15 protein-coding genes are annotated in these 17,372 nt (G+C 57.2%); 4 read left to right on the top strand and 11 right to left on the bottom strand.

The genetic code is table 11. The features are described 5' to 3' along the window. Positions 1-27: 27 nt before the first annotated feature. From greA to grpE, 7 genes are all read right to left on the bottom strand, one after another. Positions 28-504, bottom strand: coding sequence for a transcription elongation factor GreA (gene greA, locus HRH33_RS22995; protein WP_034100946.1), 477 nt, complete (start codon positions 502-504; stop codon positions 28-30). 2 nt (positions 505-506) lie between these two features. Continuing rightward, a complete protein-coding gene (carB, locus tag HRH33_RS23000) occupies positions 507-3,728 on the bottom strand; it encodes a carbamoyl-phosphate synthase large subunit (RefSeq protein ID WP_034100733.1) in 3,222 nt (1,073 codons plus the stop codon). A gap of 105 nt (positions 3,729-3,833) precedes the next feature. Then, a complete protein-coding gene (carA, locus tag HRH33_RS23005) occupies positions 3,834-4,970 on the bottom strand; it encodes a glutamine-hydrolyzing carbamoyl-phosphate synthase small subunit (protein ID WP_167417886.1) in 1,137 nt (378 codons plus the stop codon). A gap of 258 nt (positions 4,971-5,228) precedes the next feature. Beyond that, positions 5,229-6,035 carry a 4-hydroxy-tetrahydrodipicolinate reductase gene (dapB, locus tag HRH33_RS23010; RefSeq protein WP_034139323.1) on the bottom strand — a complete coding sequence of 269 codons (807 nt, stop codon included), beginning with the start codon at positions 6,033-6,035 and terminating at the stop codon, positions 5,229-5,231. A gap of 10 nt (positions 6,036-6,045) precedes the next feature. Further along, on the bottom strand, positions 6,046-7,170 hold the full coding sequence (gene dnaJ / locus HRH33_RS23015; protein WP_034139324.1) for a molecular chaperone DnaJ: 1,125 nt from the start codon (positions 7,168-7,170) through the stop codon (positions 6,046-6,048). A 317-nt stretch (positions 7,171-7,487) separates the two neighbouring features. Continuing rightward, positions 7,488-9,410, bottom strand: a complete 1,923-nt coding sequence (gene dnaK / locus HRH33_RS23020) for a molecular chaperone DnaK (RefSeq protein WP_034139325.1) — start codon at positions 9,408-9,410, stop codon at positions 7,488-7,490. Between the two features lie 102 nt (positions 9,411-9,512). Beyond that, positions 9,513-10,139: a nucleotide exchange factor GrpE gene (gene grpE, locus HRH33_RS23025; protein WP_280527183.1), complete on the bottom strand. Its 627-nt coding sequence runs from the start codon at positions 10,137-10,139 to the stop codon at positions 9,513-9,515. Between the two features lie 189 nt (positions 10,140-10,328). Between grpE and recN the strand changes: the two genes are divergently transcribed. Next, positions 10,329-12,002 (top strand): DNA repair protein RecN, encoded by a 1,674-nt coding sequence (gene recN / locus HRH33_RS23030; protein ID WP_167417885.1) that lies wholly within the window; start codon positions 10,329-10,331, stop codon positions 12,000-12,002. Positions 12,003-12,083: 81 nt separating this feature from the next. Here the strand turns inward: recN and fur are convergent, their stop codons facing one another. Next, a complete protein-coding gene (gene fur / locus HRH33_RS23035) occupies positions 12,084-12,488 on the bottom strand; it encodes a ferric iron uptake transcriptional regulator (protein ID WP_010562662.1) in 405 nt (134 codons plus the stop codon). A gap of 98 nt (positions 12,489-12,586) precedes the next feature. Between fur and HRH33_RS23040 the strand changes: the two genes are divergently transcribed. Beyond that, positions 12,587-13,114: an outer membrane protein assembly factor BamE gene (locus HRH33_RS23040; protein WP_034115109.1), complete on the top strand. Its 528-nt coding sequence runs from the start codon at positions 12,587-12,589 to the stop codon at positions 13,112-13,114. Between the two features lie 65 nt (positions 13,115-13,179). Here HRH33_RS23040 and HRH33_RS23045 read toward each other — a convergent pair whose 3' ends face one another. Next, positions 13,180-13,482, bottom strand: coding sequence for an RnfH family protein (locus HRH33_RS23045; RefSeq protein ID WP_167417884.1), 303 nt, complete (start codon positions 13,480-13,482; stop codon positions 13,180-13,182). After that, positions 13,475-13,909: a type II toxin-antitoxin system RatA family toxin gene (locus HRH33_RS23050; protein WP_034139329.1), complete on the bottom strand. Its 435-nt coding sequence runs from the start codon at positions 13,907-13,909 to the stop codon at positions 13,475-13,477. The genes HRH33_RS23045 and HRH33_RS23050 overlap by 8 nt, the downstream gene beginning before the upstream one ends. A 168-nt stretch (positions 13,910-14,077) precedes the next feature. Here HRH33_RS23050 and smpB point away from each other — a divergent pair, with 168 nt between their 5' ends. After that, on the top strand, positions 14,078-14,560 hold the full coding sequence (gene smpB, locus HRH33_RS23055; protein ID WP_024077453.1) for an SsrA-binding protein SmpB: 483 nt from the start codon (positions 14,078-14,080) through the stop codon (positions 14,558-14,560). Between the two features lie 33 nt (positions 14,561-14,593). Here smpB and HRH33_RS23060 read toward each other — a convergent pair whose 3' ends face one another. Beyond that, positions 14,594-15,361, bottom strand: coding sequence for a GntR family transcriptional regulator (locus HRH33_RS23060; RefSeq protein ID WP_034115111.1), 768 nt, complete (start codon positions 15,359-15,361; stop codon positions 14,594-14,596). A 261-nt stretch (positions 15,362-15,622) separates the two neighbouring features. Here HRH33_RS23060 and HRH33_RS23065 point away from each other — a divergent pair, with 261 nt between their 5' ends. Further along, entirely contained in the window at positions 15,623-17,317 is a 1,695-nt protein-coding gene (locus HRH33_RS23065; protein ID WP_034139330.1) for a lactate permease LctP family transporter, read from the top strand. Positions 17,318-17,372: the final 55 nt, after the last annotated feature.

The following is a 17,372-nucleotide window of genomic DNA, read 5'->3' on the forward strand; positions in this document are numbered from 1 at the left end:
GCGCCCGCACGAAACGGGCGCCGAGTATCAGATGTGACGAACTTCGACAATCTCGTACTCGATCACGCCACTTGGCGTTTTGACGGCAACCACGTCCCCCTCTTCCTTGGCGATCAAGGCACGTGCTATAGGCGAACCTACAGAGATTTTGCCCTGTTTGATATCAGCCTCGTCCTCACCCACGATGTGGTAAGTCACGCTTTCGTCCGTTTCAACGTTGGCGATTTCGACAGTGGTGCCGAAAATCACCTTGCCGGTGTGCGGGATAGTGGTCACATCGATGATCACAGCATTTTGCATGCGACCTTCGATATCACGAATCCGCGCCTCGACCATACCCTGCTGCTCGCGAGCGGCGTGATATTCGGCGTTCTCCTTCAAGTCACCCAGCTCGCGGGCCGTACCGATGTCCTGGCTCAGCTTCGGACGTACGACCTTAGTCAGGTGGGCGTGCTCCTCTTCCAGGGCGCGAGCGCCCTGAACAGTCATTGGGTATTTGGTAATGCTCATGCCTTCAATCCTGCGTGTAGATCCTGCAAGCGACGAACGGTCTTTTCTGGACCGAACTTGAGTGCTTCACAGATAGCTTCGCCAGCAGCAATGGTGGTGGTGCAGTAAATCTTGTGCTGCAGGGCGTTACGACGAATGGAGTAGGAATCCGCGATCGACTGACGACCTTCAGTAGTGTTGATGATCAAGGTGACTTCGTCATTCTTGATCATGTCGACCACATGCGGACGACCTTCCGTTACCTTGTTCACGCGACGCACCTTAAGGCCGGCAGCCTCGATCAGCTTGGCAGTCCCAGCGGTGGCCACGACTTCGAAGCCCAAGTTGATCAGATCACGCGCCACGCCTGCAACCAGCGGCTTGTCGTCATCACGAACACTGATGAACGCAGTACCGCCGGTCGGCAGAATTTCGCTGGCCCCCATCTGTGCTTTAGCAAACGCCTCACCGAACGTGTCGCCCACGCCCATCACCTCACCGGTAGACTTCATCTCTGGGCCCAGGATCGGGTCCACGCCAGGGAATTTGGCGAATGGGAACACCGCCTCTTTCACGCTGTAGAAGTTCGGGATGATTTCTTTGGTAAAACCGATTTCTTTCAGAGTCTTACCAGCCATCACGCGCGCAGCGATCATGGCCAGGGACACGCCGATGCACTTGGACACAAATGGCACGGTACGCGAAGCTCGTGGGTTGACCTCGATGACGTAGATGTCTTCGCCTTGCAAGGCCAACTGCACGTTCATCAGACCGACCACGCCCAACTCCAAAGCCATTTTCTTGACCTGGTCGCGCATCACATCCTGAATGTGCGCCGGCAACGAGTAAGGCGGCAGCGAGCAAGCAGAGTCACCGGAGTGAACACCGGCCTGCTCGATGTGCTGCATGATCGCGCCGATCACTACGTCGGTGCCATCGCAGACCGCATCCACGTCCATTTCGATGGCGCAGTTGAGGAAGTGGTCCAGCAGCACCGGGCTGTCGTTGGACACTTTCACAGCATCGCGCAGGTAGCGCTTGAGTTCTTCTTCTTCGTAAACGATTTCCATCGCTCGGCCGCCCAGCACATAAGACGGGCGCACCACCAACGGATAGCCAATTTTGCTGGCCGCACGAATAGCTTCATCTTCGCTACGCACGGTGGCGTTTGGCGGCTGACGCAGGTTCAAGCGCTCAACCATTTGCTGGAAGCGCTCACGGTCTTCGGCACGGTCGATGGCGTCCGGGCTAGTGCCGATAATCGGCACACCAGCAGCTTCCAGGGCACGCGCCAGCTTCAGCGGAGTCTGGCCGCCGTACTGAACGATCACGCCTTTAGGCTTCTCGACACGCACGATTTCCAGCACGTCTTCCAGGGTCACCGGCTCGAAGTACAGACGATCAGAAGTATCGTAATCGGTGGAAACGGTTTCCGGGTTGCAGTTGACCATGATGGTCTCGTACCCGTCTTCGCGCAGGGCGAGAGCAGCGTGTACGCAGCAGTAGTCAAATTCGATGCCCTGGCCGATACGGTTAGGACCGCCACCCAGGATCATGATCTTGTCGCGACCCGACGGCGCCGCTTCGCACTCTTCCTCGTAGGTGGAGTACAGATAAGCGGTATCGGTGGAGAACTCGGCCGCGCAAGTATCCACGCGCTTGTAGACCGGGAAGATCTCCAGCTTGTGGCGATGAGTGCGCAGGTTCTTCTCGGTCACACCCAGCAACTTGGCCAGACGCTGGTCGGAGAAGCCCTTGCGCTTGAGGCGGAACATCATGTCGCGGTCGATGCTGGCCAGACCCAGGGTCTTGACCTTCTCTTCTTCCTTGATCAGATCTTCGATCTGCACCAGGAACCACGGGTCGATCATGTTCATGCCGAAGATGTCTTCGACACTCAGGCCGGCACGGAATGCATCAGCGACGTACCAGATCCGCTCGGCACCCGGCACGGTCAGTTCGCGCTTGAGCACGCTCATGCTTTCCGGGTTGCTCAGATCGAGCTTCTCATCCAGGCCGCACACGCCGACTTCCAGGCCACGCAGGGCTTTCTGCAGGGATTCCTGGAAGGTCCGGCCGATGGCCATCACTTCGCCCACGGACTTCATCTGGGTAGTCAGGCGCGCATCCGCTTTGGCGAACTTCTCAAAAGCAAAGCGCGGCAGCTTGGTCACCACGTAGTCGATGGACGGCTCGAAGGACGCTGGGGTCTTGCCGCCAGTGATGTCGTTCGACAGTTCATCCAAGGTATAACCCACGGCCAGTTTGGCCGCGACTTTGGCGATCGGGAACCCCGTCGCCTTAGAAGCCAGTGCCGAAGAACGGGAAACACGCGGGTTCATTTCGATCACAACCATACGGCCGGTGTTCGGGCAGATCCCGAACTGAACGTTGGAACCGCCGGTTTCTACACCGATCTCACGCAGTACCGCCAGGGAGGCGTTACGCAGGATCTGATATTCCTTGTCGGTCAGGGTCTGCGCCGGCGCCACGGTGATGGAGTCACCGGTGTGCACGCCCATCGGGTCGAAGTTTTCAATGGAGCAGACGATGATGCAGTTGTCTTTCTTATCGCGAACAACCTCCATCTCGTATTCTTTCCAACCGATCAAGGATTCGTCGATCAGCAGCTCTTTGGTCGGCGACAGGTCCAGACCACGGGCGCAGATTTCTTCGAATTCTTCACGGTTGTAGGCAATACCACCACCGGTGCCGCCCATGGTGAAGGACGGACGGATGATGCATGGGAAACCCAGAGTCTCGAGGACCGCATTGGCTTCTTCCATGCTGTGGGCGATACCGGAACGCGGGCAGGCCAGGCCGATGGACTTCATGGCCTTGTCGAAGCGTGAGCGGTCTTCGGCTTTGTCGATGGTGTCGGCATTGGCGCCGATCATCTCTACGCCGAACTTCTCCAGAACGCCTTCGCGCTCCAGATCCAGAGCGCAGTTCAGTGCAGTCTGGCCACCCATGGTCGGCAGCAGCGCGTCTGGACGCTCTTTCTCGATGATCTTGGCAACCGTCTGCCATTTGATCGGCTCGATGTAGGTCGCGTCAGCCATCGCCGGGTCGGTCATGATGGTGGCTGGGTTGGAGTTCACCAGGATGACGCGGTAGCCCTCTTCGCGCAGGGCTTTACAGGCCTGGGCGCCGGAGTAGTCGAACTCGCAGGCCTGGCCGATCACGATCGGGCCAGCGCCGAGAATCAGGATGCTTTTTATGTCTGTACGTTTTGGCATTGGTTTGTCACTCAAATCCGCAGGTCAGTCGGCAAGCCGTCTTGAACAATCTTTAGAGAGCCCGCGAGGGCCACCGGGTTTCGGGGCCGCCCGCAGGCTGCTCAGTCAGCGTCGCTTGGCCATCTCATTGATGAAACGGTCGAACAGCGGCGCTACGTCGTTCGGGCCCGGGCTGGCTTCAGGGTGGCCCTGGAAGCTGAACGCGCTCTTGTCGGTGCGCTCGATGCCTTGCAGGGAACCGTCAAACAGCGACTTATGAATCGCGCGGACGTTGACCGGCAAGGTGGCTTCATCCACCGCAAAACCGTGGTTCTGGCTGGTAATCATCACGACACCAGTGTCCAGATCCTGAACAGGGTGGTTGGCGCCGTGGTGGCCGTGCCCCATTTTCAGGGTTTTAGCACCGGAGGCCAGAGCCAGCAGTTGGTGGCCGAGGCAGATACCGAATACCGGAATCTCGGTTTCCAGTACGTCCTTAATGGCCTGGATGGCGTAGTCGCAAGGCTCAGGGTCACCCGGGCCGTTGGACAGGAACACGCCGTCCGGTTGCAGAGCCAGCACGTCGCTGGCTGGGGTTTGCGCAGGTACCACGGTCACGCGGCAGCCACGCTCGACCAGCATGCGCAGGATGTTGTACTTGACGCCGTAGTCGTAAGCGACCACGTGATAAGGCAACTCGGCAGCATCGATGGTCGCATGACTGTCTGTCTTCAAATCCCAGACCGTGGAGCGCCATTCGTACTTCTCTTTGACGCTGACGACCTTCGCCAGGTCCATGCCCTTCAGGCCAGGGAAGCCTTGTGCCGCGGCGATCGCCGCCTCTTCGGAAATATTGTCGCCGACCATGATGCAGCCGTTCTGCGAGCCTTTTTCACGCAGGATGCGCGTAAGGCGACGGGTATCGATACCAGCGATCGCCACCACATTGTTGGCTTTGAGGTAATCGGAAAGCGACATCGTGTTGCGCCAGTTGCTCGCAACCAGTGGCAGATCACGAATCACCAACCCCGCCGACCAGACACGATCAGACTCGACATCTTCCGGCGTAGTACCGGTGTTGCCGATATGTGGATAGGTCAGGGTAACGATCTGTTGGGCGTAGGAAGGATCGGTAAGGATTTCCTGATAGCCGGTCATGGCAGTGTTAAACACTACCTCTCCAACGGTTTGACCGTCGGCTCCAATGGCTTCGCCGCGAAAAATGCTGCCATCAGCAAGGGCGAGTATGGCTGGCTTAGTCAAGAAGACCTCCCGTAAATAAAGCCTGAAAGGGCGATCGCAGGTTGTAAAAAAGCGGAGTGACGTATGGACACGTCACCCCGCTTGTTCACTGAATTATTCTGCGCGCTTTTAGTGGACACACTAAAGCTGTAGCTTACAGAAAAAGGCTTTTTGGGTCCACCGCTAATGAGCCTTGAAGGCAGGGGAATGCGACAGGACGTCGCTTAGCGGGTAAAAACGGGGCTCAGGATAATCCTGAGCCCCCGTCTTGGCTACTGATTAGTGCAGATCCAGCACGTCTCGCATGTCGTACAGGCCAGGCTCGCGCCCTTCCAGCCAGAGCGCGGCACGGACCGCCCCCTTGGCAAACGTCATGCGACTGGAAGCCTTATGCGTGATCTCCAGGCGCTCGCCTTCGGCCGCGAATAGCACGGTGTGATCACCAACGACGTCCCCGCCACGAACAGTCGCGAAACCGATGGTGTCGCGCGCGCGCTCACCGGTATGCCCCTCGCGCCCGTATACCGCGACCTTTGACAAGTCGCGACCCAGCGCATCAGCGATAGCCTCGCCCATACGCAGCGCGGTACCCGAGGGCGCGTCGATTTTATGACGATGGTGGGTCTCGATAATCTCGATATCCGCTTCATCACCCAGCACCCGCGCCGCCATATCCAGCAGCTTGAGCGACAGGTTCACACCGACGCTGAAGTTGGCGGCGAACACCAGAGGGATCTCCTTGCCCGCCTCCACTAACAACTGCTTCTGCTCGGCACTCAAGCCCGTAGTGCCAATAACCATGGCCTTGCCTGCCTTGCGACAGAACGCCAGATTCTTGAGCATCACCTCGGGCAGCGTGAAATCGATCAGTACATCGAATTCATCCGCCACCTGCTCCAGGCTGCCCGACAGCGAAACGCCGATACGCCCCAATGAGGCCAACTCACCGGCATCCGCGCCGATCAACGTACTGCCCGGACGAACGATCGCCGCCGTCAGCCCGGAGGCCGGTGAGCGCAACTGCACCGCTTCAACCAGCGTCTTGCCCATGCGCCCGGCAGCGCCCATTACGGCTATACGTCGCATACTCACTTCCTTACAGATCGCCGAAGAAGCGCTTCACGCCTTCAAAGAAACCAGTGGTTTTCGGCGAATGGGTATCATCGCCTTCCAGCGAGCTACGGAACTCTTCGAGCAGCTCACGCTGACGGCGCCCCAGATTGACCGGTGTTTCGACCGCCACGCGGCACATCAAGTCACCCGCACCGCCACCACGCACCGGCGCAACGCCTTTGCCGCGAATACGGAACTGTTTACCGGTTTGCGTGCCCTCAGGGATCTTGAGCTTGACGCGCCCATCCAGCGTCGGAATCTCCAGCTCACCACCCAGCGCCGCGTCGACAAAACTGATCGGCACTTCACAGAACAGATGCTTACCGTCGCGCTGGAAAATCGCGTGCTCGCGCACATTGATCACCACATACAGGTCACCCGTAGGCCCACCCTGAACACCCGCTTCACCTTCGCCCGACAGACGAATTCGATCACCGGTATCCACACCCGCCGGCACTTTCACCGACAAGGTTTTGTACTCTTCGACACGACCTTCGCCATGACAGGAATCGCATGGATCGGAGATGATCTTGCCCTGTCCATGGCAACGCGGGCACGTCTGCTGCACCGAGAAGAAGCCTTGTTGCATACGGACCTGGCCGATACCACCGCACGTAGGGCAGGTGATGGGCGAAGAGCCTTTCTTGGCGCCCGAACCGTCGCACGGCTTGCAGTTGACCAGCGTTGGCACACGAATATTGACACTGGTACCGCGAACCGCTTCTTCCAGGTTCAGTTCCAGGGTGTAGCGCAAGTCGCTGCCGCGCTGCGCACCGCCACGCTGACCACCGCGGCCGCCGCCAAAGAAGTCGCTGAACACATCGCCGAAAATATCGGAGAAATTCTGCCCACCAAAACCAGCGCCACCACCACCCATGCTTGGGTCGACACCGGCATGGCCATACTGATCGTAGGCCGCACGCTTATTGGGATCACATAGGCATTCGTAGGCCTCATTGGCCTCTTTGAACATTTCTTCGGATTCTTTGTTATCCGGATTACGGTCCGGGTGGTGCTTCATCGCCAGGCGACGGTAAGCCTTTTTCAGCTCCGCCTCGCTGGCACCACGCTCCACACCCAAAACTTCGTAATAGTCACGCTTTGCCATAAGTCTTTGCACTCTTAAGGACGTTCAACCAGGCCCTCCTGAGCCTTGCCGAACTCGTTGAGCCCCAATACAGGCCCGGACCCAACTCACGTCAATTCAACGATCCTGGTCATCACTGCTTTCAGCCAGGCGCCCGGCCAAAAACGCGGTATTAAACCCTCGGAAAGCAGGAGCATCCCCGATCACACCGCCAGCATCCGACTGTTGTCGCATGCTGTAAAAATTCGCGTACCCCAGACACGCCAACGCGGGAGCAAGCTCCCGCGCGGCGACATCCTACCAGTCACCGCTTGAAAGCGGTCAACCGGGCGACCAAGTTACTTCTTCTGGTCTTCTTTAACTTCTTCGAACTCAGCATCGACAACGTCGTCATGCTTGGCTTCCGGTTCTGCCTGTTGTGCAGCGCCGTCTGCCGGCTGAGCTTGCTCTGCGTACATCTTCTGGGCCACTGGCGCAGAGACTTTCGACAACTCTTCAATCTTGGCTTCAATGGCGGCCTTGTCGTCGCCTTTGACGGCGGCTTCCAGGGCAACCACGGCAGCTTCGATTGCAGTTTTCTCTTCAGCCGATACTTTTTCGCCAGCGTCCACGACCATTTTGCGGGTCGAGTGCACCAGAGCATCACCTTTGTTACGAGCGTCGGCCAGCTCAGCAAACTTGGCATCCGCCTCGGCGTTGGCTTCAGCATCACGAATCATCTGTTGAATTTCTTCATCAGACAGACCCGAGTTGGCCTTGATGGTGATCTTCTGCTCTTTGCCGGTCGCCTTGTCTTTCGCACCTACGTGCAGAATGCCGTTGGCGTCGATGTCGAAGGTCACTTCGATTTGTGGCACACCACGAGGCGCTGGTGGAATATCAGCCAGGTCGAACTTGCCCAGAGACTTGTTCTGAGAAGCTTGTTTACGCTCACCTTGCAGCACATGAATGGTCACGGCGCCCTGGTTGTCATCGGCAGTCGAGAACACCTGAGATTTCTTGGTAGGAATCGTGGTGTTTTTCTCGATCAGCGCGGTCATCACGCCACCCATGGTTTCGATACCCAGGGTCAGCGGGCTGACGTCCAGCAACAGCACGTCTTTCACATCACCGGCCAATACCGCGCCCTGAATCGCAGCACCCATGGCAACCGCTTCGTCCGGGTTGACGTCTTTACGTGCTTCTTTACCGAAGAACTCGGTGACTTTCTGCTGCACCAGCGGCATACGAGTCTGACCGCCCACCAGGATCACGTCGTTGATGGAGCCAACGTCGATGCCAGCGTCTTTCAATGCAATGCGGCAAGGTTCGATAGTGCGCTGAACCAGGTCTTCAACCAGTGCCTCCAACTTGGCGCGAGAAATCTTCACGTTCAAGTGCTTAGGACCGGTAGCATCTGCTGTGATGTACGGCAGGTTAACGTCAGTCGACATGCTCGACGACAGCTCGATCTTGGCTTTTTCGGCAGCTTCTTTCAGACGCTGCATCGCCAGCGGATCACCTTTAAGGTTCATGCCGCTTTCTTTCTTGAATTCGTCAACGAGGTAGTCGATCAGACGAATGTCAAAGTCTTCACCACCCAAGAAGGTGTCACCGTTGGTAGCCAGCACTTCGAACTGGTGCTCGCCATCGACTTCGGCAATCTCGATCACCGATACGTCGAAGGTACCGCCACCCAGGTCATAAACGATCACGGTGTGATCGCCTTTGGCCTTGTCCATACCGTAAGCCAGAGCAGCCGCGGTCGGTTCGTTAATGATACGTTTGACGTCCAGGCCCGCGATGCGGCCGGCATCTTTGGTCGCCTGACGCTGGCTGTCGTTGAAGTAAGCCGGAACGGTGATCACCGCTTCGGTTACAGCTTCACCCAGATAGTCTTCGGCCGTTTTCTTCATCTTTTTCAAGACTTCAGCCGAGATCTGCGGAGCGGACATTTTGTTGCCGTTCACTTCAACCCAGGCGTCACCGTTGTCAGCCTTGGCGATTTTGTAAGGCACCATCTTGATGTCTTTTTGCACGACTTCTTCGTCGAACTTACGACCGATAAGACGCTTTACCGCGTACAGAGTGTTATGCGGGTTAGTCACCGCCTGGCGCTTGGCCGACTGACCGACGAGGATCTCACCGTCATTGGCGTAAGCGATAATCGAAGGCGTAGTACGCGCGCCTTCGGCGTTCTCAATAACTTTGGCCTTGCCGTTTTCCATGACCGAGACGCACGAGTTGGTGGTCCCCAGGTCGATACCGATAATTTTGCCCATGATTTACTCTCCCGAAACTTGAATTTTGTTGCCGCAGCAGTTTTGGCTAACTGCGGTAGCACTTAAACGCTTGACTTATAAATGGGGGCCTTGCGGCGGATTTCAAGCCTGCTCATCAATAGAAGGTGCAACGGGCGCTGGCGCCTTGCTTACCACTACCATTGCCGGGCGCAGCAGACGGCCGTTGAGCAGGTATCCTTTCTGGAACACCTTCAACACGCTGTTGGGCTCAAGGTCGTGGCTTTCCTGCATGGCCATGGCTTGGTGATGCTCAGCATTGAACGGCTCGCCACCTTGCGGATCGATAGCTTCCAGCTGGTACCGCTTGAGCGTGTCCTGGAACATTTTCAGGGTCAGCTCAATGCCTTCGCGCATCGCACGGATGTTTTCATCATCCGGGTTGGACAGCTCAAGGCCGCGCTCCAGACTGTCGATAATCGGCAGCAGGTCGCTGGCGAATTTTTCCAACGCGAATTTATGCGCTTTTTCTACATCCTGCTCGGCACGGCGGCGGACGTTCTGCAGATCGGCGGCAACACGCAAAGACTGATCCTGCGCAGCGGCCAATTGCTCTTCCAGCACCTGCACACGAGTTGCCAGCTCATCACCGACAGCCGGATTGGCGTCTGGAGTTTGCGTATCCTGCGTCTGTTCGTCAGCCATAGATTCTCTCCTTTCAAAATCATGCGCGAACTCGACTCGCGCTTCTGTTCCGGTATATGGGGCCACAATTTCCAGGTTCAAGGGCGCAAACAAGACCAAAAGTCCATCAGAGCGCCAGGATTGATTCCCATCCAAACATTCCCAGTTGCGCTAAAAAAAGCTTATTTTCAAGTAAATCGAACTAAGGATCAGGATTGTCACGCCGGGACGAAACACTGTATAAATAACCAGACCTAAAGCCTGGGAGCGGCCGTCATGCTCGTGCACCTGTCCGTACACAACTACGCCATCGTTGAACATCTGGATCTCGAACTGGATCGTGGAATGAGCGTAATCACAGGCGAAACCGGCGCCGGCAAGTCGATCATGCTCGACGCACTGGGCCTGACCCTGGGGGATCGCGCCGACAGCGGCGTAGTGCGCCCAGGCGCAGAAAAGGCCGATATCCTGGCCACTTTCGACTTGGCGGATATTCCAGAAGCTGAAACCTGGCTGGCTGAGCGCGACCTTAGCCATGAAGGACCGTGCATCCTGCGACGGGTCATCACTGCCGAAGGGCGCTCACGCGGCTATATCAACGGCACGCCCTGCCCGCTTGGCGACCTGAAAGCATTGGGTGAATTGCTGATCGATATCCACAGCCAGCACGAACATCAGTCTCTGCTTAAAACCGACACACATCGGCGCTTGCTCGACGAATACGCCGGCGCCACCGATCTATCCAGGCAAGTACAGCTTGCTGCGCAACGCTGGCGCCAGACACGCCTGGAACTGGAACGACTCTCCAATTCCGGCGATGAGCAACGCGCTCGCCATCAGTTACTCAGCTATCAGCTCGAAGAGCTGGAGAGCCTGGGTCTTGGCGAAACGGAGCTGGAGCAGCTTGAACAGGAACACAAGAACCTCACCAATGCAGAAACCCTTCTGGGTATCTGCCGTCAGGTGGTGGAGCAATGCAGCGAAAGCGATTCCGGAAATGTGCTCAACGCGCTCACGGCCAGCCTCAACCGTCTGTCCAGCGTGAATAACGCCTCGGATTCGCTGAGCGAAGCGACAACCCTGCTGACCAGTGCGCAGATCCAGGTTGAAGAAGCAGTCGGCGAGCTGAATAGGTTTCTGGACCACTTCGATGCCGATCCGGCGCGCTTGCAGGAAATAGAAGAACGACTGGACACTATTTATACCCTGGCCCGCAAACATCGAATCCAGCCCACTGAACTGGCGGCGATGCAGCAGAAATTGCTGGATGAAATCGAAACCCTGAATGCCAACGATGAATCCATTGAAAGACTGGGCGACGAACTGGCCTCCTATGCCCGGCATTATCAAGAGAAGGCCCGCGAACTGAGCGAGTTACGCCAGCACGCGGCCACAAACCTTGCCGACGCAGTTGAGCAAGAAATTCAGCGCCTGGGCATGCCTGGCGGGCGCTTTACTATCGAGCTGCGCACCAATGCCAGCAACGAACTGCAGCCCCATGGCTTGGAACAGGTAGAACTACTGGTCAGCGCCAACCCTGGACAACCTCTCAAAGCGCTGGCAAAAGTCGCCTCCGGGGGGGAGCTGTCGCGAATCAGCCTGGCTATCCAAGTGATTACCGCACAGACCTCCAGAGTACCCACGCTGGTATTCGACGAGGTGGACGTCGGCATCGGCGGACCAACGGCGGAAATTGTCGGCCAACTGTTGCGCCGCCTGGGAGAGCGAGGCCAGGTACTCACAGTGACGCACTTGCCGCAGGTCGCGGCGCAAGGGCATCAACATTTGTTTGTACACAAGGTCAGAGGCAGCGATGCAACACGTACAGCCGTGTCCAGATTGAACAAGTCGGAACGCGTGGAAGAAGTGGCCCGCATGCTGGGTGGGATAGACCTGACCAAAGAGTCTCTGGCGCATGCGAAGAAGATGGTCGTAGTCGCCAAGGCGTGAACCGGAATTTTCTTGCAAACAGCACGAAGGCGACCCAAGGGTCGCCTTCGTGCTGTTTGCAAAGTACATCTGTAGCGTTTTTTACTTTTTCTTACGGATGTACAACACAAGATTATGGTCAACCAGATCGAAGCCATGTTCTTCAGCGATTTCATGCTGAAGCTTCTCGATTGCCGGGCTGGTGAACTCAATAACCTCATTGGTATCGAGGTCCACCATATGGTCGTGATGACCGCCGTCAGCCAGTTCGAACACTGCATGACCGCCGTCGAAATTATGACGAACCACCAGCCCTGCGGCTTCAAACTGGGTCAGCACACGGTAAACCGTGGCCAGGCCAACGTCCTCATTAGACTCCATCAGCGCCTTATAAACATCTTCAGCACTCATGTGGCGCTGCTCGGCAGAATCGAGCATTTGTAGAATCTTGACTCGTGGCAGAGTCACTTTGAGACCGGCTTTGCGTAGTTCGCTATTTTCAACCATGGTTAGCTTTCTCGCGGATGCTGCTTCGCAGCTTCTCTTAATACGGGTATGATCGGCGTTTACGTTGTCCCAGCCAAGATAGTGGAAGTCGCCCACCGATGCAAAACACCAAGCTCTTGCTAACCAGTTTCACCTTTGTGGGACTGCTCGCACTCGCCGGTTGTTCATTCCCCGGGGTTTACAAAATCGACATCCAGCAGGGCAATGTCGTCACGCAGGACATGATAGACCAGTTACGCCCCGGAATGACCCGACGGCAAGTACGGTTTATTATGGGTAATCCCCTGCTGACCGACACTTTCCATGCCGATCGCTGGGATTATCTCTATAGCATTCAGCCTGGTGGCGGTGAGCGCCAGCAGGAGCGCGTCAGCGTCATTTTTAATGGCAATGACCAGCTTGTCAGCCTGTCCGGTGACTTCATGCCCGGCGTAAGCCGTGATGAAGCCTTGCTGGGCAAAGACAACGACACGAACGTGACGGCTCCCGCGCAAGAAGGCGAAAAGCAGAAGTCGGAGGTCCCCGCAAAGCCGGGTTCCTTGCTGGACAGAATCCAGAAGGATGTCGACGGCGTGGAAACCGTTCCCGTCCCGACACCTCAGCCGTTGGACACCAGCCCACAATAAAACTGTGCGGCACACGAAAAAAAGCCCGGCATGCCGGGCTTTTTCGTATCTGCCGATTAGCGGAGCTAAGTATTCTGCTGCCTGGCAAGCGCTGCCTTGGCCGCACGCAACCTGCGCACTTCCTTGGGATCAGCCAACAATGGACGGTAAATCTCAACTCGATCGCCCGCTTGTATAGCACGCACATCAGCGTCAGAAATCGCCTTACCGAATATCCCTAATGGACAAGTCGCCGGATCAATACCGGGGAACTGCTCCAGAACTCCCGAGAGCTGTACCGCCTTGCGCACACTCGTGCCCAAGGGTACGGTCACGGCAACCAAGACCTGACGATCGACAGCGGCGTGCACCACTTCGATTTCAACCATGCAGCTGCTTAGCCCGCTGACAGAATGCATCCACCAAGGTATTGGCCGCCTGATTGAATAACGGCCCAAGCGTCGCTCGTACGATGGGTCCGGCATAATCAAACGACAGATCCAGGCTGATTTTGCAGGCCTTGTCCGTCAATGCTTTGAAAATCCATACACCATGCAACTGGGTGAATGGGCCTTCCTGCAAATTCATTTCGATTGATTTACCCGGCACTAATACATTGCGCGTAACGAAGTGCTGACTAAGCCCCCCCTTGGCCACGCCTACGCTGGCGACCATGTACTCAGCACTGCCTTCAAGCACCTCGGCAGTTGAGCACCACGGAAGGAATTCCGGATAACGCGCCACGTCGTTGACCAGATCATAGAGCGCCTGTGCCGGATAGGGCAGCAGCGCCGAACGTTGAATATGCGTCGTCATGTGTGCGTTATTTCCACAGCTGAGCGGCAAACATCGCGAAGGAACAGCCCGATCCGCGAGAGAAAAAAACCAAAGAACTGCCTGCATTGTCCGGGATTCGTCCAACACGCTCAAGCACGCAGGTTGACCGTAGCCGCCAGGCTCGCAACTGCCTATAATGCCGCCCCTATGGCTAAACAAAAGAAACACCCCACAGGGACCATCGCGCAAAATAAAAAGGCGCGACACGATTACTTCATCGAACATCGTTTCGAGGCTGGTCTGGTCCTGGCCGGCTGGGAAGTAAAGAGTCTGCGTGCCAGCAAACTGCAGCTGGTCGACAGTTACGTACTGCTCAAGGATGGTGAAGCATGGCTGCTGGGCAGTCATATCACCCCGCTGACCACCGCGAGCACTCATGTGATTGCCGACCCGGTACGCACCCGCAAGCTACTGCTCAACGCCCGCGAGCTGGACAAGCTTGCCGCAGCCGTGCAGCAGAAGGGCTATGCCTGCGTCTGCCTGTCCTGGTACTGGAGCAAGCACTTGGTCAAGTGCGAGATCGCACTGGGCAAGGGCAAGAAGGAATACGACAAGCGCGACACCGAACGCGAGCGCGACTCCAATCGCGAGCTGCATCGCGCGGTACGCAACAAGGGCAAGGAAGAATAACCTTGTACGATGTAGCCTCGGGCAAACCCGCGGCTACATCCCTTTACGTCGCTCCGCACGCGCCACGCGCTGAACCTCCTGACGCACTTCCTCCAACACTTCCTGCACGTACAACAAGTGACGTGTGGACACCTCCCTCGCCTGCTCGGCCCGCCCCTCGATAATCGCCAGGTACAGATCCCGATGCTGATTGATCAACATGTCACGGGTTTCCGTACGCTGCTGATACATGCCACCGATATTAGTCACCACGTTACGCTTGAGCAGATCGAACAAACCTCGAATCGTGTGCAGCAGCACCGCGTTATGACTGGCCTCGGCAATAGCCAGATGGAACCGAGCATCCGCCGCCCCCTCCTCGGCCCGACTGACTTCATCGACGCGTGTATAGCAATCCTGCAACGCTTCAAACGCAGTAGTCAGCCGTTCCCGGTCGACCTCGGTAGCACGCAACGCCGCGTAATACGCGCATGACGCCTCCAAAGTCTGGCGAAACTCCAGCAAGTCACGCTGGGCTTCTGGATTATTCTCCAGCAGATGGAGGAGCGGATCGCTGAAAGTCGACCCCAAAGAGTCGACGACATAGTTGCCGCCCCCTTGGCGACTGACTAACAACCCTTTGGCCGCCAGCTTCTGGATAGCCTCGCGCAACGACGGACGCGAGACTCCGAACTGCTCAGCCAAGGCACGTTCAGCCGGCAACCGCTCGCCGGATTTCAACGTACCCTCAAGGATCATTCCTTCAAGCTGCTCAACAATATCGTCAGACAGACGGCGCTGCCGCACCTGATCAAACGCCATAACTCACTCTCCACCATCCCGACCACTCGCCGGGCCCTCTATTCTGGCCTATCGCCGCCGTTCCAGCACCCATCAGAGTGCCTTCGTTTTTGCCGCTCAGATCCCCTCAGCCATCCCACTACGACCAAAGTTTTGCAGGCGGCAAATTGACACATCCCACGAAGGCTTTTAACCTAGCTCACATCGATTGTAAATTGGTATTACCAATTATCCATATCGACAAAAAAGTGCCTGACCAACAACAATTAGGGGCCACCCCATATGCAAACCTGGCAACAGCTTTACAGCCCGCTCGGCAGCCTCGGCTTGTCCGCTCTCGCCGCAGTCATCCCGATCGTATTCTTCTTCCTGGCCCTGGCAGTGTTCCGCCTCAAAGGGCATGTGGCCGGCAGCATTACCCTGGCACTGTCGATCCTGGTGGCGATTTTTGCCTTCCAGATGCCGGTCGATATGGCTTTCGCCGCTGCCGGTTACGGGTTCGCCTATGGCCTGTGGCCTATCGCGTGGATCATCGTCGCGGCCGTGTTCCTCTACAAACTTACGGTGAAAAGCGGCCAATTCGAGATTATCCGTAGCTCGGTTCTGTCGATCACTGACGACCAACGCCTGCAAGTGCTGCTGATTGGCTTCTGCTTTGGCGCCTTCTTGGAAGGTGCGGCCGGTTTCGGCGCGCCCGTGGCCATCACCGCCGCGCTGCTGGTCGGCCTGGGCTTCAACCCGCTTTACGCCGCCGGCCTCTGCCTGATAGCTAACACTGCCCCCGTCGCATTTGGCGCACTGGGTATCCCCATCATCGTGGCCGGGCAAGTGACGGGCATCGATGCGTTCAAGATCGGCGCCATGACTGGCCGCCAACTGCCATTGCTGTCGCTGTTCGTACCGTTTTGGCTGGTATTCATGATGGACGGCCTGCGCGGCGTGCGTGAAACCTGGCCAGCAGCCCTGGTTGCGGGCTTGAGCTTTGCGATCACCCAGTACTTCACCTCCAATTTCATCGGCCCGGAACTGCCAGACATCACTTCGGCGTTGGCCAGCCTGATTGCCCTGACCCTGTTCCTGAAAGTCTGGCAACCCAAGCGCACCGCAGGCGCGCAGATCGCCGGCGCCACCTCAAGCGCGGTCATCACCGCCAGTGCCGGTGGGTTCGGCCAGCCGCGCAGCACGGTTGCATCGCCCTATAGCTTGGGGCAGATTTTCAAGGCGTGGTCGCCGTTCCTGATCCTCACGGTGTTGGTGACGATCTGGACCCTCAAACCGTTCAAGGCCATGTTCGCCGCCGGCGGCTCTATGTACAGCTGGGTGTTCAACTTCGCGATTCCACATCTGGATCAACTGGTGATCAAGGTCGCCCCCATCGTGGCCAACCCCACCGCAATCCCGGCGGTGTTCAAGCTGGACCCGATTTCAGCCACCGGTACGGCGATTTTCTTCTCCGCGCTGATCTCGATGCTGGTGCTGAAGATCAACGTCAAAACTGGTCTTACCACTTTAAAAGAAACGTTTTACGAACTGCGTTGGCCAATCCTGTCCATCGGCATGGTGCTGGCGTTCGCCTTTGTCACCAACTATTCCGGCATGTCGTCGACCATGGCGCTGGTATTGGCCGGCACAGGGGCTGCTTTCCCATTCTTCTCGCCATTCCTCGGCTGGCTGGGGGTTTTCCTGACAGGCTCCGACACCTCGTCCAACGCACTGTTCAGCTCGCTGCAAGCCACCACTGCCCACCAGATCGGCGTCAACGACACGCTGTTGGTTGCCGCCAATACCAGCGGTGGCGTTACCGGCAAGATGATTTCGCCACAGTCGATCGCCGTGGCCTGCGCCGCTACCGGGCTGGTCGGCAAGGAATCCGACCTGTTCCGCTTCACCCTCAAGCACAGCCTGTTCTTCGCCACCATCGTTGGCTTGATCACGTTGGCACAGGCCTATTGGTTCACCGGTATGCTGGTGCACTGAGACCTGCACGTAATAGGGTAAGAACCGACGCCGGGTAACTATTCCGGCGTCCGCT

This window comes from Pseudomonas rhodesiae (assembly GCF_013285305.1).
GTDB lineage: Bacteria > Pseudomonadota > Gammaproteobacteria > Pseudomonadales > Pseudomonadaceae > Aquipseudomonas > Aquipseudomonas rhodesiae.

Excerpts from the sequence above, each read along its gene's own strand:
- carB (WP_034100733.1), bottom strand. The coding sequence starts at position 3,728 with ATGCCAAAACGTACAGACATAAAAAGCATCCTGATTCTCGGCGCTGGC.
- dapB (WP_034139323.1), bottom strand. The coding sequence starts at position 6,035 with ATGCGACGTATAGCCGTAATGGGCGCTGCCGGGCGCATGGGCAAGACG.
- dnaJ (WP_034139324.1), bottom strand. The coding sequence starts at position 7,170 with ATGGCAAAGCGTGACTATTACGAAGTTTTGGGTGTGGAGCGTGGTGCC.
- dnaK (WP_034139325.1), bottom strand. The coding sequence starts at position 9,410 with ATGGGCAAAATTATCGGTATCGACCTGGGGACCACCAACTCGTGCGTC.
- recN (WP_167417885.1), top strand. The coding sequence starts at position 10,329 with ATGCTCGTGCACCTGTCCGTACACAACTACGCCATCGTTGAACATCTG.
- fur (WP_010562662.1), bottom strand. The coding sequence starts at position 12,488 with ATGGTTGAAAATAGCGAACTACGCAAAGCCGGTCTCAAAGTGACTCTG.
- HRH33_RS23040 (WP_034115109.1), top strand. The coding sequence starts at position 12,587 with ATGCAAAACACCAAGCTCTTGCTAACCAGTTTCACCTTTGTGGGACTG.
- HRH33_RS23045 (WP_167417884.1), bottom strand. The coding sequence starts at position 13,482 with ATGGTTGAAATCGAAGTGGTGCACGCCGCTGTCGATCGTCAGGTCTTG.
- HRH33_RS23050 (WP_034139329.1), bottom strand. The coding sequence starts at position 13,909 with ATGACGACGCATATTCAACGTTCGGCGCTGCTGCCCTATCCGGCACAG.
- smpB (WP_024077453.1), top strand. The coding sequence starts at position 14,078 with ATGGCTAAACAAAAGAAACACCCCACAGGGACCATCGCGCAAAATAAA.
- HRH33_RS23060 (WP_034115111.1), bottom strand. The coding sequence starts at position 15,361 with ATGGCGTTTGATCAGGTGCGGCAGCGCCGTCTGTCTGACGATATTGTT.
- HRH33_RS23065 (WP_034139330.1), top strand. The coding sequence starts at position 15,623 with ATGCAAACCTGGCAACAGCTTTACAGCCCGCTCGGCAGCCTCGGCTTG.